The following is a 17,367-nucleotide window of genomic DNA, read 5'->3' on the forward strand; positions in this document are numbered from 1 at the left end:
ATGGGTGCTATCCCTCTCGAGCATGGCCTGGCGGTCGCCGGTATCCTGTTCTGCTTAGGTCTGGTTGGCCTGATGGTCCGCCGCAACATCCTCTTCGTGCTCATGAGCCTGGAAGTCATGATGAACGCCTCTGCCCTGGCGTTCGTCGTCGCCGGGGCCCGTTGGGTCCAGCCCGACGGCCAGGTGATGTTCATTCTGGTGATCAGCCTGGCAGCCGCCGAGGCCAGCATTGGCCTGGCCATCCTGCTGCAGCTGTATCGCCGCTTCCACACTCTCGACATCGATGCTGCCAGTGAGATGCGCGGATGAACCTTCTCTTCCTGACTTTCGTCTTCCCCCTCGTCGGCTTCCTGCTGCTGTCGTTCTCGCGCGGGCGGTTCTCGGAGAACCTGTCCGCCCTGATCGGCGTCGGCTCGGTGGGCCTGTCGGCGGCTACCGCCGCCTACGTCATCTGGCAGTTCAATGTCGCGCCACCTGAAGGCGGCGCGTACAGCCAACTGCTGTGGCAGTGGATGTCGGTGGACGGCTTTGCGCCGAACTTCACCCTGTACCTGGACGGCCTGTCGGTCACCATGCTCGGCGTGGTTACCGGTGTCGGCTTCCTGATCCACCTGTTTGCGTCCTGGTATATGCGTGGCGAAGCCGGCTACTCGCGCTTCTTCTCGTACACCAACCTGTTCATCGCCAGCATGCTGTTCCTGATCCTCGGCGATAACCTGCTGTTCATCTACTTCGGCTGGGAAGGCGTAGGCCTGTGCTCGTACCTGCTGATCGGTTTCTACTACAGCAACCGCAACAACGGTAACGCGGCACTGAAGGCGTTCATCGTCACCCGCATCGGCGACGTGTTCCTGGCCATCGGCCTGTTCATCCTGTTCGCCCAGCTGGGTACCCTGAACGTGCAGGAACTGCTGGTGCTGGCACCGCAGAAGTTCCAGGCTGGCGACACCTGGATGGTGCTGGCAACGCTGATGCTGCTGGGCGGTGCGGTCGGTAAATCGGCCCAGCTGCCACTGCAGACCTGGCTGGCCGACGCAATGGCAGGCCCAACCCCGGTTTCGGCACTGATCCACGCTGCAACCATGGTGACCGCGGGCGTGTACCTGATCGCCCGTACCAATGGCCTGTTCCTGCTGGCGCCGGACATCCTGCACCTTGTAGGTGTTGTCGGTGGCGTGACCTTGGTACTGGCCGGCTTCGCCGCGCTGGTACAGACCGACATCAAGCGTATCCTCGCCTACTCGACCATGAGCCAGATCGGCTACATGTTCCTGGCCCTGGGCGTTGGCGCCTGGGACGCGGCGATCTTCCACCTGATGACCCACGCCTTCTTCAAGGCCCTGCTGTTCCTTGCTTCCGGTGCGGTGATCGTTGCCTGCCACCACGAGCAGAACATCTTCAAGATGGGCGGCCTGTGGAAGAAACTGCCACTGGCCTACGCCAGCTTTGTGGTCGGTGGTGCTGCCCTGGCCGCCCTGCCGATCGTGACCGTGGGCTTCTACTCCAAGGACGAGATCCTCTGGGAAGCCTTCGCCAGTGGCAACACCGGCCTGCTGTACGCCGGCCTGGTCGGTGCGTTCATGACTTCGCTGTACACCTTCCGCCTGATCTTTATCGCCTTCCACGGCGAAGCCAAGACCGAAGCGCACGCCGGCCACGGCATCAGCCACTGGCTGCCGCTGGGCGTGCTGATCGTGCTATCGACCTTCGTCGGCGCCTGGATCACCCCGCCGCTGGCAGGCGTGCTGCCTCAAAGCGCCGGCCACGCCGGTGGCGAAGCCAAGCACGCGCTGGAGATTACCTCGGGTGCCATCGCCATCGCCGGTATCCTGCTGTCGGCCCTGCTGTTCCTGGGCAAGCGCAGCTTCGTCAGCGCAGTCGCCAACAGCGGCATCGGCCGCGTCCTGTCGGCCTGGTGGTTCGCCGCCTGGGGCTTCGACTGGATCTACGACAAGCTTTTCGTCAAACCGTACCTGCTGATCTGCCACATCCTGCGCAAGGACCCGGTAGACCGCAGCATCGGCCTGATTCCTCGGATGGCGCGTGGCGGTCATGTCGCCATGAGCAAGACCGAGACTGGCCAACTGCGCTGGTACACCGCCTCTATCGCCGTGGGTGCCGTGCTGGTGCTCGGTGCCGTGTTAGTGGCTGCGGTATGACAATGAATCTTGCGACTTTGCCAAAGGAAACCAACCCGTCATGATTTTGCCTTGGCTGATCCTGATCCCCTTCATCGGCGGCTTCCTGTGCTGGCTGGGTGAGCGCTTCGGCGCCACCTTGCCGCGCTGGATCGCGCTGCTGACCATGTCCCTGCTGCTCGGCATCGGCCTGTGGCTGTGGGCTACCGGCGACTACACCCTCGCCCCCGCTCCGGGCGCAGAGCCTGCCTGGGCCCTGGAATACAAACTCCAGTGGATCCAGCGCTTCGGCATCAGCATCCACCTGGCCCTCGACGGCCTGTCGCTGCTGATGATCCTGCTCACCGGCCTGCTCGGTGTGCTGTCGGTACTGTGTTCCTGGAAAGAGATCCAGCGCCACGTCGGCTTCTTCCACCTCAACCTGATGTGGATCCTGGGCGGCGTGGTCGGTGTGTTCCTGGCCCTGGACCTGTTCCTGTTCTTCTTCTTCTGGGAAATGATGCTGGTGCCGATGTACTTCCTCATCGCGCTCTGGGGTCACAGCTCGGCAGACGGCAAGAAGACCCGGATCTACGCGGCGACCAAGTTCTTCATCTTCACCCAGGCCAGCGGCCTGATCATGCTGGTGGCGATCCTGGGCCTGGTGCTGGTCAACTACAACACCACCGGCGTGCTCACCTTCAACTACAGCGACCTGCTCAAGGCCGAACTGCCAGCCGGTGTCGAGTACGTGCTGATGCTGGGCTTCTTCATCGCCTTCGCGGTGAAGCTGCCGGTGGTGCCGTTCCACTCCTGGCTGCCTGATGCTCACGCCCAGGCACCGACTGCAGGCTCCGTGGACCTGGCGGGTATCTTGCTGAAGACCGCGGCCTACGGCCTGCTGCGCTTCGCCCTGCCGCTGTTCCCGAACGCCTCGGCCGAGTTCGCGCCCATCGCCATGACCCTGGGCCTGATCGGTATCTTCTACGGTGCCTTCCTGGCCTTTGCGCAGACCGACATCAAACGCCTGATCGCCTTCTCCAGCGTCTCGCACATGGGCTTCGTGCTGATCGGTATCTACTCCGGCAGCCAGCAAGCCCTGCAAGGCGCGGTGATCCAGATGCTGGCCCACGGCCTGTCGGCTGCGGCATTGTTCATCCTGTCCGGCCAGCTGTATGAGCGCCTGCACACCCGTGACATGCGTCAGATGGGCGGCCTGTGGCACCGCATCGCCTACCTCCCGGCGATCAGCCTGTTCTTCGCCGCAGCGTCGCTGGGCCTGCCGGGTACCGGTAACTTCGTCGGCGAGTTCCTGATCCTGATAGGCAGCTTCGCGCACGTACCATGGATCACCGTGATCGCCACCACCGGCCTGGTATTCGGTTCGGTCTACTCGCTGATCATGATCCACCGCGCCTACTTCGGCCCAGCCAAGGCCGACACCGTGCTGGCCGGCATGGACGGTCGCGAACTGATCATGGTGCTGGGCCTGGCGGTACTGCTGATCCTGCTGGGCGTGTATCCGCAGCCGTTCCTCGACACCTCTGCCGCCACCATGAGTGGTGTGCAGCAGTGGCTCGGTTCCGCTTTCACTCAACTCGCTTCGGCCCGGTAAGAGCGCTATGGAATTCACCACTCAACACTTCATCGCATTGGCGCCGATGCTGATCACCACCATCACCACGGTGGTGGTGATGCTGGCGATCGCCTGGAAGCGCAACCACTCGCAGACCTTCCTGCTGTCCACCGTGGGCCTGAACCTGGCCCTGCTGTCGATCCTGCCGGCGCTGAAGGTAGCGCCGCTGGCGGTTACCCCGCTGATCACCATCGACAAGTTCGCCTGCCTGTACATGGCGATCATCCTGGTGGCAACGCTGGCGTGCGTCACATTGGCCCACGCCTACCTCGGCGAAGGCTCCAAGGGCTTCCCGGGCAACCGTGAAGAACTGTACCTGCTGCTGCTGATGTCGGCCCTCGGTGGCCTGGTGCTGGTCAGCGCCAACCACCTGGCCGGGCTGTTCATCGGCCTGGAGCTGCTGTCGGTACCGGTCTACGGCCTGGTGGCTTACGCCTTCTTCAACAAGCGATCACTGGAAGCCGGCATCAAGTACATGGTGCTGTCGGCCGCAGGCTCGGCCTTCCTGCTGTTCGGCATGGCCCTGCTGTACGCGGATGCCGGCAGCCTGAGCTTCGACCAGATCGGCAAAGCCCTGGCAACCACCAGCATGCCAAGCCTGGTGGCCCAGCTGGGCCTGGGCATGATGCTGGTCGGCCTGGCCTTCAAGCTGTCGCTGGTACCGTTCCACCTGTGGACCCCGGACGTGTACGAAGGCGCTCCGGCACCGGTCGCCGCGTTCCTGGCAACCGCCAGCAAAGTGGCAGTATTCGCCGTGGTCGTGCGCCTGTTCATGCTCTCCCCTGCTGCCAGCAGCGGCGCGCTGAGCACCGTGCTGGCGGTGATTGCCGTGGCCTCGATCCTGGTCGGCAACCTGTTGGCGCTGACCCAGAGCAACCTCAAGCGCCTGCTGGGTTACTCGTCCATCGCCCACTTCGGCTACCTGGTCATCGCGCTGGTTGCCAGCAAGGGCCTGGCCCTGGAAGCCATGGGCGTGTACCTGGTCACCTACGTGATCACCAGCCTCGGCGCCTTCGGCGTGATCACCCTGATGTCCTCGCCTTACGGCGGCCGTGACGCCGATGCGCTGTACGAGTACCGCGGCCTGTTCTGGCGCCGCCCGTACCTGACCGCCGTACTGACCGTGATGATGCTGTCGCTGGCCGGCATCCCGCTGACCGCAGGCTTCATCGGCAAGTTCTACATCATCGCCACCGGCGTCGAGTCGCACCTGTGGTGGCTGGTCGGTGCGCTGGTGATCGGTAGCGCCATCGGCGTTTACTACTACCTGCGCGTCATGGTCACCCTGTACCTGGTCGAGCCTAACCTGCGTCGCCACGACGCCCCACTGAAGTGGGAACAGCGCACCGGTGGCGTCATGCTGCTGGCCATCGCCATTCTTGCCTTTGTGCTCGGCGTATACCCGCAACCGCTGCTGGAGCTGGTCCAGCAAGCCGGCCTGCAACTGATCGGCTGATCGCCTCGGCAATACAAAACACCCCGCTTATGCGGGGTGTTTTTTTATCTGCACGTTTATTTGCCTGCCCCCTATGAAGCCTCACTCAACCGGGCTGGCCTGGCCTGCCCCAGGCAAGGCGGCCTTGCGCAAATCGCCATTGGCCGAAGGCAGATACACTTCCGGATTGGGCATCCCGCTGGGGGAAAGTTCATGGGTCATTTCGAATTCGGCGCGTACAGACCAGCCGCACGCTTCGGTGGTGCATTGCAAATAAGCGATACGCAAGAAAATATGGCGCCCTTCGCTAGTGCGTATGCGCATCCGGCTATGGCAATGCGGGCAAACCAGCTTGTAAGTACTCACGGCAAGTACCTGCTAGCATTGCCCGGGCCAACCTGTGTGTCAGTATTGGCTGCAACTGTGGGTGTATTCTTCAATTTGATGGTTCTCATTGCAGAAGTGCTCCTTAAAACGCAGGGCTGTATTCATAACGAGTAGTTTAAGCCCATGGAATATCATTAAACCAGTCATGGATATTTGTTATGAGTACTCACGTACTTGCTGCGGTGCTCACGCGCCTTAAGCTTCTCACTGGTGCCCAGACTGATGCCGAGCTGTCTCGTGCGTTGTCGGTCAGCCCGCAGACGCTGAGCAGCTGGAAAGTTCGCGATAGCGTCCCATACTCACTTTGCATAGAAATCGCCAGACAGCATGGGTGCTCCCTGGACTGGTTGCTGTTGGGCGAAGGGGAACAATGCCCGGTATGCCAAAGTGAGCCAGGCTGGGAGTTCGACATGCTCGACCGGCTGCGCACGTTGTCCCCGGTTGATCGCCATGCCATCCTGCTGCACATCAAGGACAAGCAACGCATCCAGCAGCTGGAACAGCAATTGAACGAACTGACCAGCCACCTGCCCGAAGCCGCCAGCGGCTAACCTCGGCGGCGCCAGCGCTGGATGAGTTCGCGCGGGTCAAGCGTATCCAGCCAGACCATGACCTTGAGGCTGATGGGGATCACCACCACGGCAGCGACGAATGCCGCCATGCCACGGGTCAACAAGGGCGCCAATGACGAAACCAGCGGCTCGAACAGGTGCCCCACACCCACGGTCACGAACACCAGCAACAGCTTCTTGCCCAGCGTCAGGCGCCTGGTCGCACTGGTGATCAAGCGGTCGCGCGCCGCGCCCACCAGCAAAGCCCCCAGCAGCGCGGCAAACAACACACTGCCATCCACGCTCAGCAGCTCAATCAGCCCCGGGGCCCAGCGGTCGACAACAAATTCCTCATGCATGAGCCGCCCCCCGACGCACAGGGCGCAGATATGAGCTTGCACCGAGGCTGTACATGACCGCGGCTTCGACAAAGCGGATGTAGCACACCCGCAAAGCGCGCCCTTGGTCATGCCCGGCCACATCCTCCAGGCGCTTGTAGCCCCGCTCTCGCAACACCGCGCGCCAGCGCGCAAATTCCCGCGCTGCATCGATGGCGGCACAACGTGCGGCGACTTCCAGGGCGGCCTCACTGACCGGCCATGTCAGGTTCAGGCGCTCACGCAGCCTGCCAAGGTCCACCCGTGGCCAGAACGGGTCATGGCTGTCGGCATAACGCGGTAACCGAAGGTCGTTGCTCATACCTCACCCCTCATTGCTCGGCCAGCATGCCGTAGCGAATGGCCTTGATTACCGCCGCCACCCGTGTAGGCACGTCGAACTTGCGCAAGATATTGGACACGTGGAAGTTCACCGTCGACTCCTTGCATTCAAGGATCCGGCCTATCTCCCAGGAGCTCTTGCCATAGGCACACCACAACAGCACTTGCCGTTCACGGGGCGTCAGGCGAACCGGGGCGTCCGCCGAGGGTTGCTGCGGGTGTCGTGCGTTGTCAGTCATGCTTGTACTCCACGGGTGATTGAGCGAGGCATCTCTGCCGGTCTGCAGCCACCTTACGAAGCGCATGCCGCCTCGCTCCACCGGTGCGGCTTGTAAAGAACTTTCGTACAAAAGCGTCTGACGAAAGCCATGCAAGATTTGCTGACTTTCTTCGTGCTCCAAGCGGCATTTCGCTCGTCTCAACGCCGTTGTCCATTCGTCTTTCGCCTGGAGTCGTACAATGCGTTCGGTTTTTCCCCCATCGTCGTGCCTTGGCCTGCTGGCTGCCTTTGCTGCCACCCAGCCCGCCCTGGCGGCATCCGCGGTCGAATTGGACCAGGTGCTGATCACCGATGCGGAGCAGAACGACCTGACAGCCGCCAGCGAGCGCCTGCGCGAGGTACCTGGTGCCAGCAACCTGGTGGACATGCAACGCGCCGGGCAAGGCCGGGTGGCCAGCAACCAGGACGTGCTGGCCTACCAGCCCGGCGTATTCGCCCAATCGGCGGGCAACGATGGCATCAAACTGTCGATCCGCGGCTCGGGCATCAACCGCGCGCCGGGTGCCCACGGCTCCGGGGTTTACACGATGTTCGACGGCCTGCCACTGACGGGCCCGGGCGGTACGCCCTACGAACTGTTCGAGCCGCTGTGGCTGAGCCGCGCCGAAGTACTGCGCGGTGCCAATGGTTTCGACCAGGGTGCCCTGGCGCTGGGCGGCGCGATCAACTACGTCACCCACACCGGCTACGACGCCCCGCCGCTGCAGGTGCGCTACGAGGTCGGCAGCCGCGGTTACCAGCACCGGCATATCAGCTCCGGTCAGGTGCTGGGCAATCTCGACTACTACGTGGCCCTGACGGACTCGGAATATGACGGCTACCAGGCGCACAGCAGCGGCAGTGCCAAGGGCATTGCTGCCAATGTCGGCTACCGCTTCAACCCGAACCTGGAAACCCGCTTCTACCTGCGCTACCGGGAGACAGAAAACGAACTGGCCGGGCGCCTGACCAAAGACCAGATCAAGCACCACCCGCGTGCGGCCAACCCGGCCTATCTGGCCCGCGACGACAGCCGCCCGCAACCAGGCAGCACCTGGGTGGGCAACAAGACCACCTTCTACCTCGACGACGATGCGCGCCTGGAAGCCGGCCTGGTCTACCACGACTACCCGATGGACCTGCGCGAAGGCCCCATGCGCCTGAAGGTGGCCTATACCGATGTCAGCGGCACGCTGAACTATTTGCGCCGCGACACGCTGCTTGGTCACGAAAGCAAGACCACCATCGGCTGGCGCACCACCAAGCACCTGCCCAACAGTGGCGCTTCACAATTTACCCGCAATGGCGATGTATTCGGCGCGCGCACCCGTGACTTCAGCTACCAGGGCTCGGACACCGTGCTGCATGCCGGCAACGACCTGGAGCTGGCCCCCAACCTGTGGCTGACCACCGGCCTGGCAATGATCTACACCCGCCGCGAAAGTGACGTGACCTACCCGACCGAGGGCGGCAAGGTGAGCATGCATGACTGGGACTATGCACCACGCCTGGGGCTGCGCTACGACATCCGCCCGGACCTGCAGGTGTACGGCAACCTCAGCCGCTCGGTAGAGCCGCCACACCCGTGGTCGCTGATCTGGAGCGCACCCAGCACGGGCGGCAAGCAGATCCAGCCGATCGAGATGCAGAACCAGACCGCCACTACCCTGGAGCTGGGCGCGCGTGGCGACTCGGCGTTTGGCCGCTGGGACCTTGCCTGGTACTACTCGCAAGTGCGCCACGAACTGCTGGCCGTGGAAGTGGTGCCTAACTTCACCTCGGAGTTCAACGCCAGCGCTACCGTGCACCAGGGCGTGGAGGCCGGCCTCGACAGCACGCTGTGGGAACGCGCCGGTACCGGCAAGCTGAGCTTGCGCCAGGCCTACACCTTCAGCGACTTCCACTACCGTGATGACGACACGTTTGGCGACAACCGCCTGCCCGGCATCCCCATGCACTACTACCAGGCCGAACTGCGCTATGACTGGCCGAGCGGCTTCTACGCCGGGGTCAACACGCAGATGGCGTCGAAGGTGCAGGTGGACTATGCCAACAGCTATCACGCCGATGAATATGCCTTGCTCGGTGCGCGCCTGGGTTGGAATTCACCCAAACAGGACTGGCAGACATGGCTGGACCTGCGCAACCTGACCAACAAGCGGTATGCGGCGACGGTGACGCCTACCTACAACGATGCCGGCCAGGACAACGCCCGTTCGACGCCGGGCGAAGGGTTTGGCGTTTACGCCGGCGTTTCCTACAGCTTCCGCTAGAGCCTGCGACACGCCAGCCTGTAGGAGCGGCCTTGTGTCGCGAAGGGTCGCAGAGCGACCCCATGATTTCAGCGGTTATGCAGAAATTGCCGGGACCGCGTTGCGGCCCTTCGCGCCACAAGGCCGCTCCTACAGGGATGTCTACTTCAGGCAATCAAACCGCCCTGTTCAACTTCACCCACGAGGCAAACTTGTCGACAAACGCCTGCAAGAACGGCCGGGTCTTGTCGTTGAGCTTGCCCGAGTCCTCGAACAGGCTTGCCGCCCCGCCAATGTAGGCCTCAGGCATTTGCATGCACGGCATGTCCAGAAACACCAGCGACTGGCGCACGGCATGGTTGGCGCCAAAGCCGCCAATGGCTCCGGGCGATACACTCACCACCGCCGTCGGTTTGCCACTCCAGGCACTTTGCCCGTACGGCCGCGAGCCCACATCGATGGCATTTTTCAGGCAGCCCGGCACCGATCGGTTGTATTCTGGCGTAACAAACAGCACTGCATCACTGCGGCGGATCTCCTCGCGAAAACGCTTCCACGCCTGCGGCGGCGCTTCGGCCTCGACGTCCTCGTTGTACAACGGCAAATCGCCAATTTCGACGATCTTCAGGGCAATGCTGGACGGCGCCAGCTCCGAAAGTGCGCGGGCGACCTTGCGGTTGTACGACTCCTTGCGCAAGCTACCCACGACAACCGCTACCGAATACACCTGGCTCATGGCATTTCCAACCTTTGCTGGGTAAAGGGACGTTGTAGTTATAGATGACCGTTCCTCGGCGCTTTGGTTTTTTTTCCGCAGGGTGAAAACTTCCGAGACAGTTGCACGGTCTATGCCTTCAGACATTTTCTACGTAATTCAGAGGTTTCCACCCAAATGGCAGCAGTAATGGTCGGCCAATTCCACGCCCGTGACGCCGAAGGCCGTATCTACCCCGTGCACGAGTTCCAGGAATCCACCCTGCAACTTGACGGCAGCACGCTGGGCGCCCCCATCACCACCTACCGCCTGGCCATCGGTGACAAGGTCAACCACCTCGGTGAAAACCGCTTCGAACTGGCGCGTAGCGGCGTCGAGATCATTCGCATTCCGTGATGCAGTCCACGGTGTAACGGCCACTCTCGTTCTGCAAGCCGTGCACGTCGGCGACAAAACCGGGGAAGCCCTGGTTGAATGCCCGGGCGAAAGCCAGGTAGTCGAGTATCGAGCGGGTCGCCTCGGTGAACCGCTCGCCCGGCATGATCAACGGAATACCGGGCGGATACGGCACCAGCATCACTGCCGCCACGCGCCCCAGCAGCGCTTCTATCGGCACCGCCTCCACTTCGCCACGCACCATCTGGTCATAGGCACGGGCCGGGCTCACGGCCACCTCCGGCAAGCGCGTGAACAGCCGCTTCAGTTGCTTGGCCGTGGCATTGGCGCGGTAGCAGTCATGCAACTGCTGGCACAGGTCGCGCAGCCCCATCCTCTGGTAGCGTGAAGCATCAGCTGCCACCACGCTCGGCAGGCAACTGCTCAGGGCCGTGTTGCCATCGTAGTGGCGTTTGAACTCCAGCAACTCCGTAAGCAAAGTGCTCCACTTGCCTTTGGTAATGCCCATGGAGAACAGTACCAGGAAGCTGTACAGGCCGGTTTTCTCCACTACCAGCCCCCGCTCCCAGAGAAACTTGCTGACCACCGCCGCCGGAATGCCATGCTCGCCCAGCACACCACCCGTACTCAGGCCCGGCATTACCAAGGTCACCTTGAGCGGGTCGAGCAGCACATAGTCGGCCACCACTTCGCCAAAGCCATGCCACTGCGCACCCGGTTGCAGTAGCCAGTCCTGCGCGGCCAGGCGCTGGATACCTTCGGTACTCGGCGGCTGCCAGATGCTGAACCACCAGTCATCCGCAGCAATGTGCTCGCGCAAATTGGCCAGGGCACGGCGAAAACTCAACGCTTCGTCGAACATCTCTTGCAGCAGTGAATGCCCCGCAGGGCCTTCCATCATGGTGGAGGCCACATCCAGTGAGGCGAGGATGCTGTACTGCGGCGAGGTCGAGATATGCATCATGAACGCTTCGTTGAAGCGGTCCCGGTCCAGTGGGCGCCTGGCCCCGTCCTGCACATGGATCATCGAGGCCTGGCTGAACGCGGCCAGCAGTTTGTGTGTGGAATGGGTACTGAACACCAGCGGGCTGTCTGCCGTGCAGGCAGTGCCCATGGCATAGCGCCCAGTGAAGAAGTCATGAAACGCCGCATAGGCGAACCAGGCTTCGTCGAAGTGCAGCACCTCGACACTGGCACCCAGGCTCTGCTTTATCATCCCGGCGTGGTAACACAGCCCGTCGTAGGTGGAGTTGGTCACCACCGCCAGCTTGATGCGCCGCCCACGATCACGGGCAAGGGGGTTGGCCTGGATCTTCGCGTCGATTGCCTCGGGGCTGAATTCGCTGAGCGGGATCGGGCCGATGATGCCCAGTTCATTGCGCTCCGGGCACAGGTACAGCGGGATGGCGCCGGTCATGATGATTGCGTGCACCACCGACTTGTGGCAGTTACGGTCTACCAGCACCAGGTCGTCGCGGCCGACCATGGCGTGCCAGACGATCTTGTTGGCTGTGGAAGTGCCATTGATGACGAAGAAGGTGTGGTCCGCGCCAAAGTTGCGCGCCGCCCTGGCTTCGGCTTCGGCCAAGGGGCCTGTGTGGTCGAGCAGCGAGCCCAGTTCCGGCACGGAAACGGACAGGTCCGAGCGCAGGGTGTTTTCCCCGAAGAACTGGTGAAAAGCCTGGCCCACCGGGCTTTTATGGTAAGCCACGCCGCCGCCGTGGCCAGGGGTGTGCCAGGAATAGTTGGACTGCGCGGTATGCTGCACCAGTGCCTTGAAGAACGGCGGCAGCAAGCCATCCAGGTAGGTGTGTGCGGCACGCGCCACCTGGCGGGCGAGAAACGGCACGGTGTCTTCGAACAGGTAAAGAATGCCGCGCAGCTGGTTGAGCTCGCTCATGGCTTCGGCGGGGGCGTTTTCCAGGGTTACCTGCTCGCCCAGGGCGAAGATCGGCAGGTTGGGTGCGCGCAGGCGGGCCAGGCGGATCAGCTCGGCCATGTTCTGCAGCAGGTGGGTGTTCTCGCCAACGCCTTCGGCAGCGATCAGCATGCAGGCCAGGCCGTGGTGGGTGGCGGCAACCAGCCGGGCCTCAGCGTGGTCAGCGGCGGCGAGAATGGCAAAGCCATCCTGGCGCAGTTCTTCGGCGATGCCCCGCACGCGCTCGCCGGCGACACTGTCGGCCTTGATGGCGCGGTGGACGATGAGGATCGGGAACTTGAGGTCCTTGTACATCAGGTGGCTACCTCCTAAGGACATTGCGTCCATTTCAGGGTAGTTGAACCTGTGTTCTCAGGGCCGGCCTCTTCGCGGGCACGCCCGCTCCCACAGAGAACCCCACTGCACTCAAGCCTTGCGCAGTACCTGTGGGAGCGGGCGTGCCCGCGAAGAGGCCGGTACAGGCTAAAAATCAGCCAGCCGCTGCCTCGGTAAGGGCCTGCCACATGGAGGGCCCGCCCGCCGACTTGGCGATAGCAGCCAGCCGCTCGGCATGCGCCTCCAGTTCCTCGGCATTGGCCATGATCACACGCCCCGGCGTACGCCCGACAATCCGGCGGATCTCGCTACCACCACCTCCCTGCCCATCACCCTCGGCATCTGCGCCATGGCCAGCCAGCGACAGGCTGGTCTGGCCACCGGTCATCGCCAGGTAGACGTCAGCCAGCAGTTCCGAGTCGAGCAATGCGCCGTGCAGCTCACGGCCCGAGTTATCGATGTCGTAGCGTTTGCACAGCGCATCCAGGCTGTTGCGCTGCCCCGGGTGGCGCGAACGCGCCAGCAACAGGGTATCGAGAATGGTGCAATGCTGCGAAATGTCAGCGCGATGCTGCTGGCCCAGCAAGGCAAATTCGTTGTTGATGAAGCCAACGTCAAACGCCGCGTTGTGGATGACCAGCGTGGCGCCCTGGATGAATTCGAAGAATTCCTCGGCTACATCGCCAAAGCGTGGCTTGCCGACCAGGAAGGTGTCGGTGATGCCGTGGACGTTGATAGCGCCCTCGTCACTCTCGCGGTCCGGCTGCAGGTAGACGTGGAAGTGCCGCCCGGTCAGGCGCCGGCCGATCACTTCGACACAGCCGATCTCGATGATCCGGTGGCCTTCGCTGACCGGCATACCCGTGGTTTCGGTATCGAGAATGACAAACCGTTTATCTTGCTGCTGCTCCACGCGGGGCGCTCCAACTTGCATCAGTTACAAAGGCCGCGATTGTACCCCAGCTCAACGCTGGGCGCGCACCTCATCGACCCCACGGTTGGCCAGCTGGTCGGCGCGTTCGTTGCCGGGGTGGCCGATATGGCCGCGCACCCACTTCCAGCTCACCTTGTGGCGGTTGACCTGCTCATCGAGCTGCTGCCACAGGTCGGCATTCTTCACCGGCTCTTTGGCAGCGGTCTTCCAGCCGCGCTTCTTCCAGTTGACCATCCACTCGTTGATGCCCTTCATCACGTACTGCGAGTCAGTGGTCAGCACCACATCGCACTCACGCTTGAGCGACATCAGGCCCTGGATGGCCGCCATCAGCTCCATGCGGTTGTTGGTGGTTTCACGTTCGCCGCCCCACAGTTCCTTCTCGACGCCCTTGTAGATCATCAGGACCCCCCAGCCACCCGGGCCAGGATTGCCTTTGCAGGCACCATCGGTAAACATTTCGACGCTATCGCTCATGTACCACTCTTGAATTCAGTGCTTGTCAGTTTCAGGGTTGGCCGCCGTGCGGTTCACCTTGGCCAGCGGCAGCGGCAGCAACTTGCCCATCGGCTCGCGGCGCTCCGGGCGCAACGGCCGCAGGCCCACCACCATCTTGCGGGCCACCAGCAGGTACACCCCGCCACCGGAGGTCTGCCAGCCGCCGGCTACCCGTTCCCAGCCCGCCAGACGCTGCTGCCAGGCCGGTGAGGCAAGCGGCGGACGATAGCACCCGAAGCGGCGTTTCTCCAGCGCGAAGCCCAGCAGGTTGAGCCAGTCGCCTACCCGCGACGGCGAGATGCAGCGCGCCTTGCGCAGGGCGCCGTGGCTGAAGAAATGGCGCATGCCCCAACTGCTCCACGGGTTGATCCCGACGATCAGCAGGTGCCCGCCCGGGCGCACGGCGCTGGCAGCCTCGCGCAGCAAGCCATGGGGCGACAGGCTGAAATCCAGGCCATGTTGCAGCACCACCACATCGGCGGCGTGCTCGCTTAGCGGCCAGGCCTGCTCTTCACAGGCAATCTCTACCCCCGGCAGCGGCGCCCCAAGGCGCACGTTGCGCTGCACCTGGGGGGCGCTGGGCGGCGGCTCCGCGCAGGGGCCGTAGTGCACGAGATAACCCCCGAAGAAGCGCCCGAGCTCTTCTTCCAGCAATTTTTCCTCTTCCTTGAGCATCATTTGGCCGATCGGGCCATTGAACCACTCACGGGCCAGGCTGATCAGCTCGACCCAGTCCGGGTCGGCCTGGGCAAAGGCTTGGTCGGTCATTGCGCTCTCCCTCGAAGGTTCTCCCACCGCGCCATCGCGGCTAAGATGCCTTCATGTGCCACGCTTGGCGAATCGGATCCGCACCATGATACAGATCGATGCTCTCCCCGCTTTCTCCGACAACTACATCTGGTTGTTACAGGATACTGCCAAACGCCGCTGCGCGGTGGTCGACCCGGGTGACGCCGGCCCAGTGGAAGGCTGGCTGTCGGCCAACCCCGACTGGGTGCTCAGCGACATCCTGATTACCCACCACCACAACGACCATGTCGGCGGCGTCGAACGGCTCAAGCAACTGACCAACGCACGGGTCTGCGGCCCGGCCCACGAGCGTATTCCCTGCCGCGACCTGGCCCTGGACGAAGGCGACGAGGTGACGGTGCTGGGCGTGACGTTCCAGGTACTGGCGGTGCCTGGCCACACCTTGGGGCATATCGCGTTCTTCAGCGACCAACCGGCAACGCCAGTGCTGTTCAGTGGCGACACCCTGTTCGCCGCCGGTTGCGGGCGCATGTTCGAGGGTACACCCGAACAGATGCAACCGGCCCTCGCCCGCCTAGCGGCGCTGCCGCCGCAAACCGAAGTGTACTGCGCCCACGAGTACACCCTCAGCAACCTGCGCTTTGCCAAGGCGGTGGAACCCACCAACCTGCACGTTCTGCAGCGGTTCGAGGACGTTACCCGGTTGCGCGCCGACAATCGCATCACCTTGCCATCAACGATCGGCCTGGAACGCCTGACCAACCCCTTTCTGCGTACCTCTGAAACATTAGTTAAACAAAAAGCAGACGAATGGAAGGGACATCCAAACGACTCGCAGGTCACTGTTTTTGCTGCCTTGAGGTCTTGGAAGGACACCTTCTGATAACCTCAAGATATATCGCAATCGATGGTCAAAGGTTGACCAGGCCCGGAGCGGTTTCTAGAATCGCCGAAATTTTTCGCCCGGATACCTGTCTCAGCCGATGTCTTCCCGTAGCCGCAGAACCTCTCATTCCGTCGCCCTGACGCGCCTGGCCCAAATCAGTGCGCTGGCTCTGGCCGCCACCCTGGTGGGCTGCCAGAGCACCCGTCAGCTTGACGAATCCGAAAGCGTTCGCGCGCACAACTACCAGGCGCGGATCAAGCACAAGCCTGCACCGCTGCTGGTCAAGCCGGCCGAGCAGGCGCCGCAGGACGTCTGGGAGCGCATGCGCCAGGGCTTTGCCCTGCAGGACAGCATCGACGTCAACCCGCGCATCGAGCAGCAGCGCCTGTGGTTCGCCAGCAACCCCACCTTCATCGAAAGCGCCGGCGAGCGCGGCAGCCTCTACCTGCACTACATTGTCGAGCGTCTTGAAGAGCGCGACATGCCGCTGGAGCTAGCCCTGCTGCCCGCCATCGAAAGCGCCTACAACCCGATGGCCTATTCACGCGCCAGCGCTGCCGGCATGTGGCAGTTCATGCCAGCGACAGGTCGCCACTTCAACCTGCGCCAGACCAACTTCTACGATGGCCGCCGCGATATCACCGCATCGACCAACGCAGCACTGGACTACCTGACCCGCCTGCACGACATGTTCAACGGCGACTGGCTGCTGGCCCTGGCCGCGTACAACGCCGGCGAAGGCACGGTCAGCCGCGCCATGGAGCGCAACGAAAGGCTCGGCTTGCCAACCGACTACTGGAACCTGCCGCTGCCCCAGGAAACCCGTGACTATGTGCCCAAGCTGCTGGCCCTGTCGCAGGTGGTGCTCACGCCTGCAGCCTATGGCGTCAACCTGAACCCGATTGCCAACGAACCCTACTTCGAAGCGGTAGCCATCAATGATCGCCTGGACCTGTCGCGGGTGGCGGCCTTTGCCAACATCGACGAAGACGAGCTGATCCAGCTCAACCCGGCCTTCAAGAAGCGCATGACCGTGGACGGCCCCCAGCAATTGCTGGTGCCAACCGCCAAGGCGCAGCTGCTCAGCGACAGCCTGTCCAACCTCAAGCCCGAGCAACTGGTCAGCCTGCAACCGAACAAAGCCGTGTTCGCCCGCGCCGTGGCCGAAGCCAAGGCACCGGTTGCAGCGCGCAGCTACCGGGTCAAGCGCGGCGACAACCTGGGCGCCATCGCCAAAGCCAACCGCGTGTCGGTCAAGGACATCAAGCGCTGGAACCGCCTGTCCGGCAACAGCCTGCGCGCAGGCCAGGTGCTGGCCCTGCGCGGTGGCAATGGGCCGAGCGCTGCCGGCAACCGGGTAGCGGCATCCGGCAAGCGCTCCACCCAGTACAAGGTACGCAAGGGCGACTCGCTGTACCTAGTGGCCAAGCGCTTCAACGTGGAAATGCAGCACCTCAAGCGCTGGAACCCACGCAGCGGCCACGCCCTCAAGCCAGGCCAGACCCTGACCGTCTACCTCTCGCATTGATGTAAAACCCGGGGCCGCTGCGCGCCCCATCGCCGGCAAGCCGGCTCCCA

18 protein-coding genes are annotated in these 17,367 nt (G+C 63.0%); 9 read left to right on the top strand and 9 right to left on the bottom strand.

Annotation, left to right across the window (positions count from 1 at the left end; translation table 11 throughout):
- From nuoK to nuoN, 4 genes are read left to right on the top strand one after another with little or no spacing between them, the layout of a single operon-like run.
- Positions 1-309, top strand: coding sequence for an NADH-quinone oxidoreductase subunit NuoK (nuoK, locus tag JOY50_RS07010; RefSeq protein ID WP_003251446.1), 309 nt, complete (start codon positions 1-3; stop codon positions 307-309).
- Positions 306-2,159, top strand: coding sequence for an NADH-quinone oxidoreductase subunit L (gene nuoL, locus JOY50_RS07015; RefSeq protein WP_132841959.1), 1,854 nt, complete (start codon positions 306-308; stop codon positions 2,157-2,159). Before nuoK ends, nuoL begins: the two co-directional genes overlap by 4 nt.
- 40 nt (positions 2,160-2,199) lie before the next feature.
- Complete coding sequence (gene nuoM, locus JOY50_RS07020) at positions 2,200-3,732, top strand: NADH-quinone oxidoreductase subunit M (protein WP_016498748.1); 1,533 nt, start codon at positions 2,200-2,202, stop codon at positions 3,730-3,732.
- Between the two features lie 7 nt (positions 3,733-3,739).
- On the top strand, positions 3,740-5,209 hold the full coding sequence (nuoN, locus tag JOY50_RS07025) for an NADH-quinone oxidoreductase subunit NuoN (RefSeq protein WP_132841961.1): 1,470 nt from the start codon (positions 3,740-3,742) through the stop codon (positions 5,207-5,209).
- 81 nt (positions 5,210-5,290) lie between these two features.
- Here nuoN and JOY50_RS07030 read toward each other — a convergent pair whose 3' ends face one another.
- Complete coding sequence (locus JOY50_RS07030; RefSeq protein WP_019470481.1) at positions 5,291-5,554, bottom strand: ogr/Delta-like zinc finger family protein; 264 nt, start codon at positions 5,552-5,554, stop codon at positions 5,291-5,293.
- Between the two features lie 179 nt (positions 5,555-5,733).
- On the opposite strand from JOY50_RS07030, the gene JOY50_RS07035 reads away from it, so the two are divergent.
- Positions 5,734-6,126 (top strand): helix-turn-helix domain-containing protein, encoded by a 393-nt coding sequence (locus JOY50_RS07035; RefSeq protein WP_132841963.1) that lies wholly within the window; start codon positions 5,734-5,736, stop codon positions 6,124-6,126.
- Here JOY50_RS07035 and JOY50_RS07040 read toward each other — a convergent pair.
- The 3 genes from JOY50_RS07040 to JOY50_RS07050 are packed head-to-tail and all read right to left on the bottom strand — an operon-like array spanning position 6,123 to position 7,084.
- Positions 6,123-6,485, bottom strand: a complete 363-nt coding sequence (locus JOY50_RS07040) for a hypothetical protein (RefSeq protein ID WP_019470479.1) — start codon at positions 6,483-6,485, stop codon at positions 6,123-6,125. The two genes, JOY50_RS07035 and JOY50_RS07040, sit on opposite strands and share 4 nt — an antisense overlap.
- Positions 6,478-6,825, bottom strand: coding sequence for a head completion/stabilization protein (locus tag JOY50_RS07045; protein WP_132841965.1), 348 nt, complete (start codon positions 6,823-6,825; stop codon positions 6,478-6,480). Before JOY50_RS07045 ends, JOY50_RS07040 begins: the two co-directional genes overlap by 8 nt.
- 10 nt (positions 6,826-6,835) lie before the next feature.
- Complete coding sequence (locus JOY50_RS07050) at positions 6,836-7,084, bottom strand: helix-turn-helix domain-containing protein (protein WP_132841967.1); 249 nt, start codon at positions 7,082-7,084, stop codon at positions 6,836-6,838.
- Between the two features lie 220 nt (positions 7,085-7,304).
- Here JOY50_RS07050 and JOY50_RS07055 point away from each other — a divergent pair, with 220 nt between their 5' ends.
- Positions 7,305-9,377, top strand: coding sequence for a TonB-dependent receptor domain-containing protein (locus JOY50_RS07055; RefSeq protein ID WP_243054980.1), 2,073 nt, complete (start codon positions 7,305-7,307; stop codon positions 9,375-9,377).
- Between the two features lie 154 nt (positions 9,378-9,531).
- Here the strand turns inward: JOY50_RS07055 and chrR are convergent, their stop codons facing one another.
- Positions 9,532-10,092, bottom strand: coding sequence for a class I chromate reductase ChrR (gene chrR, locus JOY50_RS07060; RefSeq protein ID WP_138737528.1), 561 nt, complete (start codon positions 10,090-10,092; stop codon positions 9,532-9,534).
- Positions 10,093-10,248: 156 nt separating this feature from the next.
- On the opposite strand from chrR, the gene JOY50_RS07065 reads away from it, so the two are divergent.
- Complete coding sequence (locus JOY50_RS07065) at positions 10,249-10,467, top strand: hypothetical protein (RefSeq protein WP_016488235.1); 219 nt, start codon at positions 10,249-10,251, stop codon at positions 10,465-10,467.
- On the opposite strand, the gene JOY50_RS07070 is transcribed toward JOY50_RS07065, so the two are convergent.
- The 4 genes from JOY50_RS07070 to JOY50_RS07085 form a co-directional block, all read right to left on the bottom strand.
- Positions 10,451-12,700 (bottom strand): Orn/Lys/Arg decarboxylase N-terminal domain-containing protein, encoded by a 2,250-nt coding sequence (locus tag JOY50_RS07070; protein ID WP_243054981.1) that lies wholly within the window; start codon positions 12,698-12,700, stop codon positions 10,451-10,453. The two genes, JOY50_RS07065 and JOY50_RS07070, sit on opposite strands and share 17 nt — an antisense overlap.
- A 175-nt stretch (positions 12,701-12,875) precedes the next feature.
- Positions 12,876-13,634: a DNA polymerase III subunit epsilon gene (gene dnaQ, locus JOY50_RS07075; RefSeq protein WP_132841973.1), complete on the bottom strand. Its 759-nt coding sequence runs from the start codon at positions 13,632-13,634 to the stop codon at positions 12,876-12,878.
- Positions 13,635-13,685: 51 nt separating this feature from the next.
- On the bottom strand, positions 13,686-14,132 hold the full coding sequence (gene rnhA, locus JOY50_RS07080) for a ribonuclease HI (protein ID WP_016488238.1): 447 nt from the start codon (positions 14,130-14,132) through the stop codon (positions 13,686-13,688).
- 15 nt (positions 14,133-14,147) lie between these two features.
- Complete coding sequence (locus JOY50_RS07085) at positions 14,148-14,921, bottom strand: class I SAM-dependent methyltransferase (protein ID WP_243054982.1); 774 nt, start codon at positions 14,919-14,921, stop codon at positions 14,148-14,150.
- 85 nt (positions 14,922-15,006) lie between these two features.
- Here JOY50_RS07085 and gloB point away from each other — a divergent pair, with 85 nt between their 5' ends.
- Complete coding sequence (gloB, locus tag JOY50_RS07090) at positions 15,007-15,786, top strand: hydroxyacylglutathione hydrolase (protein ID WP_132841975.1); 780 nt, start codon at positions 15,007-15,009, stop codon at positions 15,784-15,786.
- 100 nt (positions 15,787-15,886) lie between these two features.
- Positions 15,887-17,317, top strand: a complete 1,431-nt coding sequence (locus tag JOY50_RS07095) for a lytic transglycosylase domain-containing protein (protein ID WP_019470470.1) — start codon at positions 15,887-15,889, stop codon at positions 17,315-17,317.
- The last annotated feature ends 50 nt before the right edge of the window (positions 17,318-17,367 follow it).

It is taken from the genome of Pseudomonas sp. BP01 (assembly GCF_022760795.1).
In the GTDB taxonomy this organism is placed as follows: Bacteria; Pseudomonadota; Gammaproteobacteria; order Pseudomonadales; family Pseudomonadaceae; genus Aquipseudomonas; species Aquipseudomonas putida_Q.

Excerpts from the sequence above, each read along its gene's own strand:
- nuoK (WP_003251446.1), top strand. The coding sequence starts at position 1 with ATGGGTGCTATCCCTCTCGAGCATGGCCTGGCGGTCGCCGGTATCCTG.
- JOY50_RS07065 (WP_016488235.1), top strand. The coding sequence starts at position 10,249 with ATGGCAGCAGTAATGGTCGGCCAATTCCACGCCCGTGACGCCGAAGGC.
- JOY50_RS07040 (WP_019470479.1), bottom strand. The coding sequence starts at position 6,485 with ATGCATGAGGAATTTGTTGTCGACCGCTGGGCCCCGGGGCTGATTGAG.
- JOY50_RS07095 (WP_019470470.1), top strand. The coding sequence starts at position 15,887 with ATGTCTTCCCGTAGCCGCAGAACCTCTCATTCCGTCGCCCTGACGCGC.
- JOY50_RS07070 (WP_243054981.1), bottom strand. The coding sequence starts at position 12,700 with ATGTACAAGGACCTCAAGTTCCCGATCCTCATCGTCCACCGCGCCATC.
- nuoL (WP_132841959.1), top strand. The coding sequence starts at position 306 with ATGAACCTTCTCTTCCTGACTTTCGTCTTCCCCCTCGTCGGCTTCCTG.
- chrR (WP_138737528.1), bottom strand. The coding sequence starts at position 10,092 with ATGAGCCAGGTGTATTCGGTAGCGGTTGTCGTGGGTAGCTTGCGCAAG.
- nuoM (WP_016498748.1), top strand. The coding sequence starts at position 2,200 with ATGATTTTGCCTTGGCTGATCCTGATCCCCTTCATCGGCGGCTTCCTG.
- JOY50_RS07055 (WP_243054980.1), top strand. The coding sequence starts at position 7,305 with ATGCGTTCGGTTTTTCCCCCATCGTCGTGCCTTGGCCTGCTGGCTGCC.
- JOY50_RS07035 (WP_132841963.1), top strand. The coding sequence starts at position 5,734 with ATGAGTACTCACGTACTTGCTGCGGTGCTCACGCGCCTTAAGCTTCTC.
- JOY50_RS07045 (WP_132841965.1), bottom strand. The coding sequence starts at position 6,825 with ATGAGCAACGACCTTCGGTTACCGCGTTATGCCGACAGCCATGACCCG.
- JOY50_RS07050 (WP_132841967.1), bottom strand. The coding sequence starts at position 7,084 with ATGACTGACAACGCACGACACCCGCAGCAACCCTCGGCGGACGCCCCG.
- JOY50_RS07085 (WP_243054982.1), bottom strand. The coding sequence starts at position 14,921 with ATGACCGACCAAGCCTTTGCCCAGGCCGACCCGGACTGGGTCGAGCTG.
- gloB (WP_132841975.1), top strand. The coding sequence starts at position 15,007 with ATGATACAGATCGATGCTCTCCCCGCTTTCTCCGACAACTACATCTGG.
- rnhA (WP_016488238.1), bottom strand. The coding sequence starts at position 14,132 with ATGAGCGATAGCGTCGAAATGTTTACCGATGGTGCCTGCAAAGGCAAT.
- nuoN (WP_132841961.1), top strand. The coding sequence starts at position 3,740 with ATGGAATTCACCACTCAACACTTCATCGCATTGGCGCCGATGCTGATC.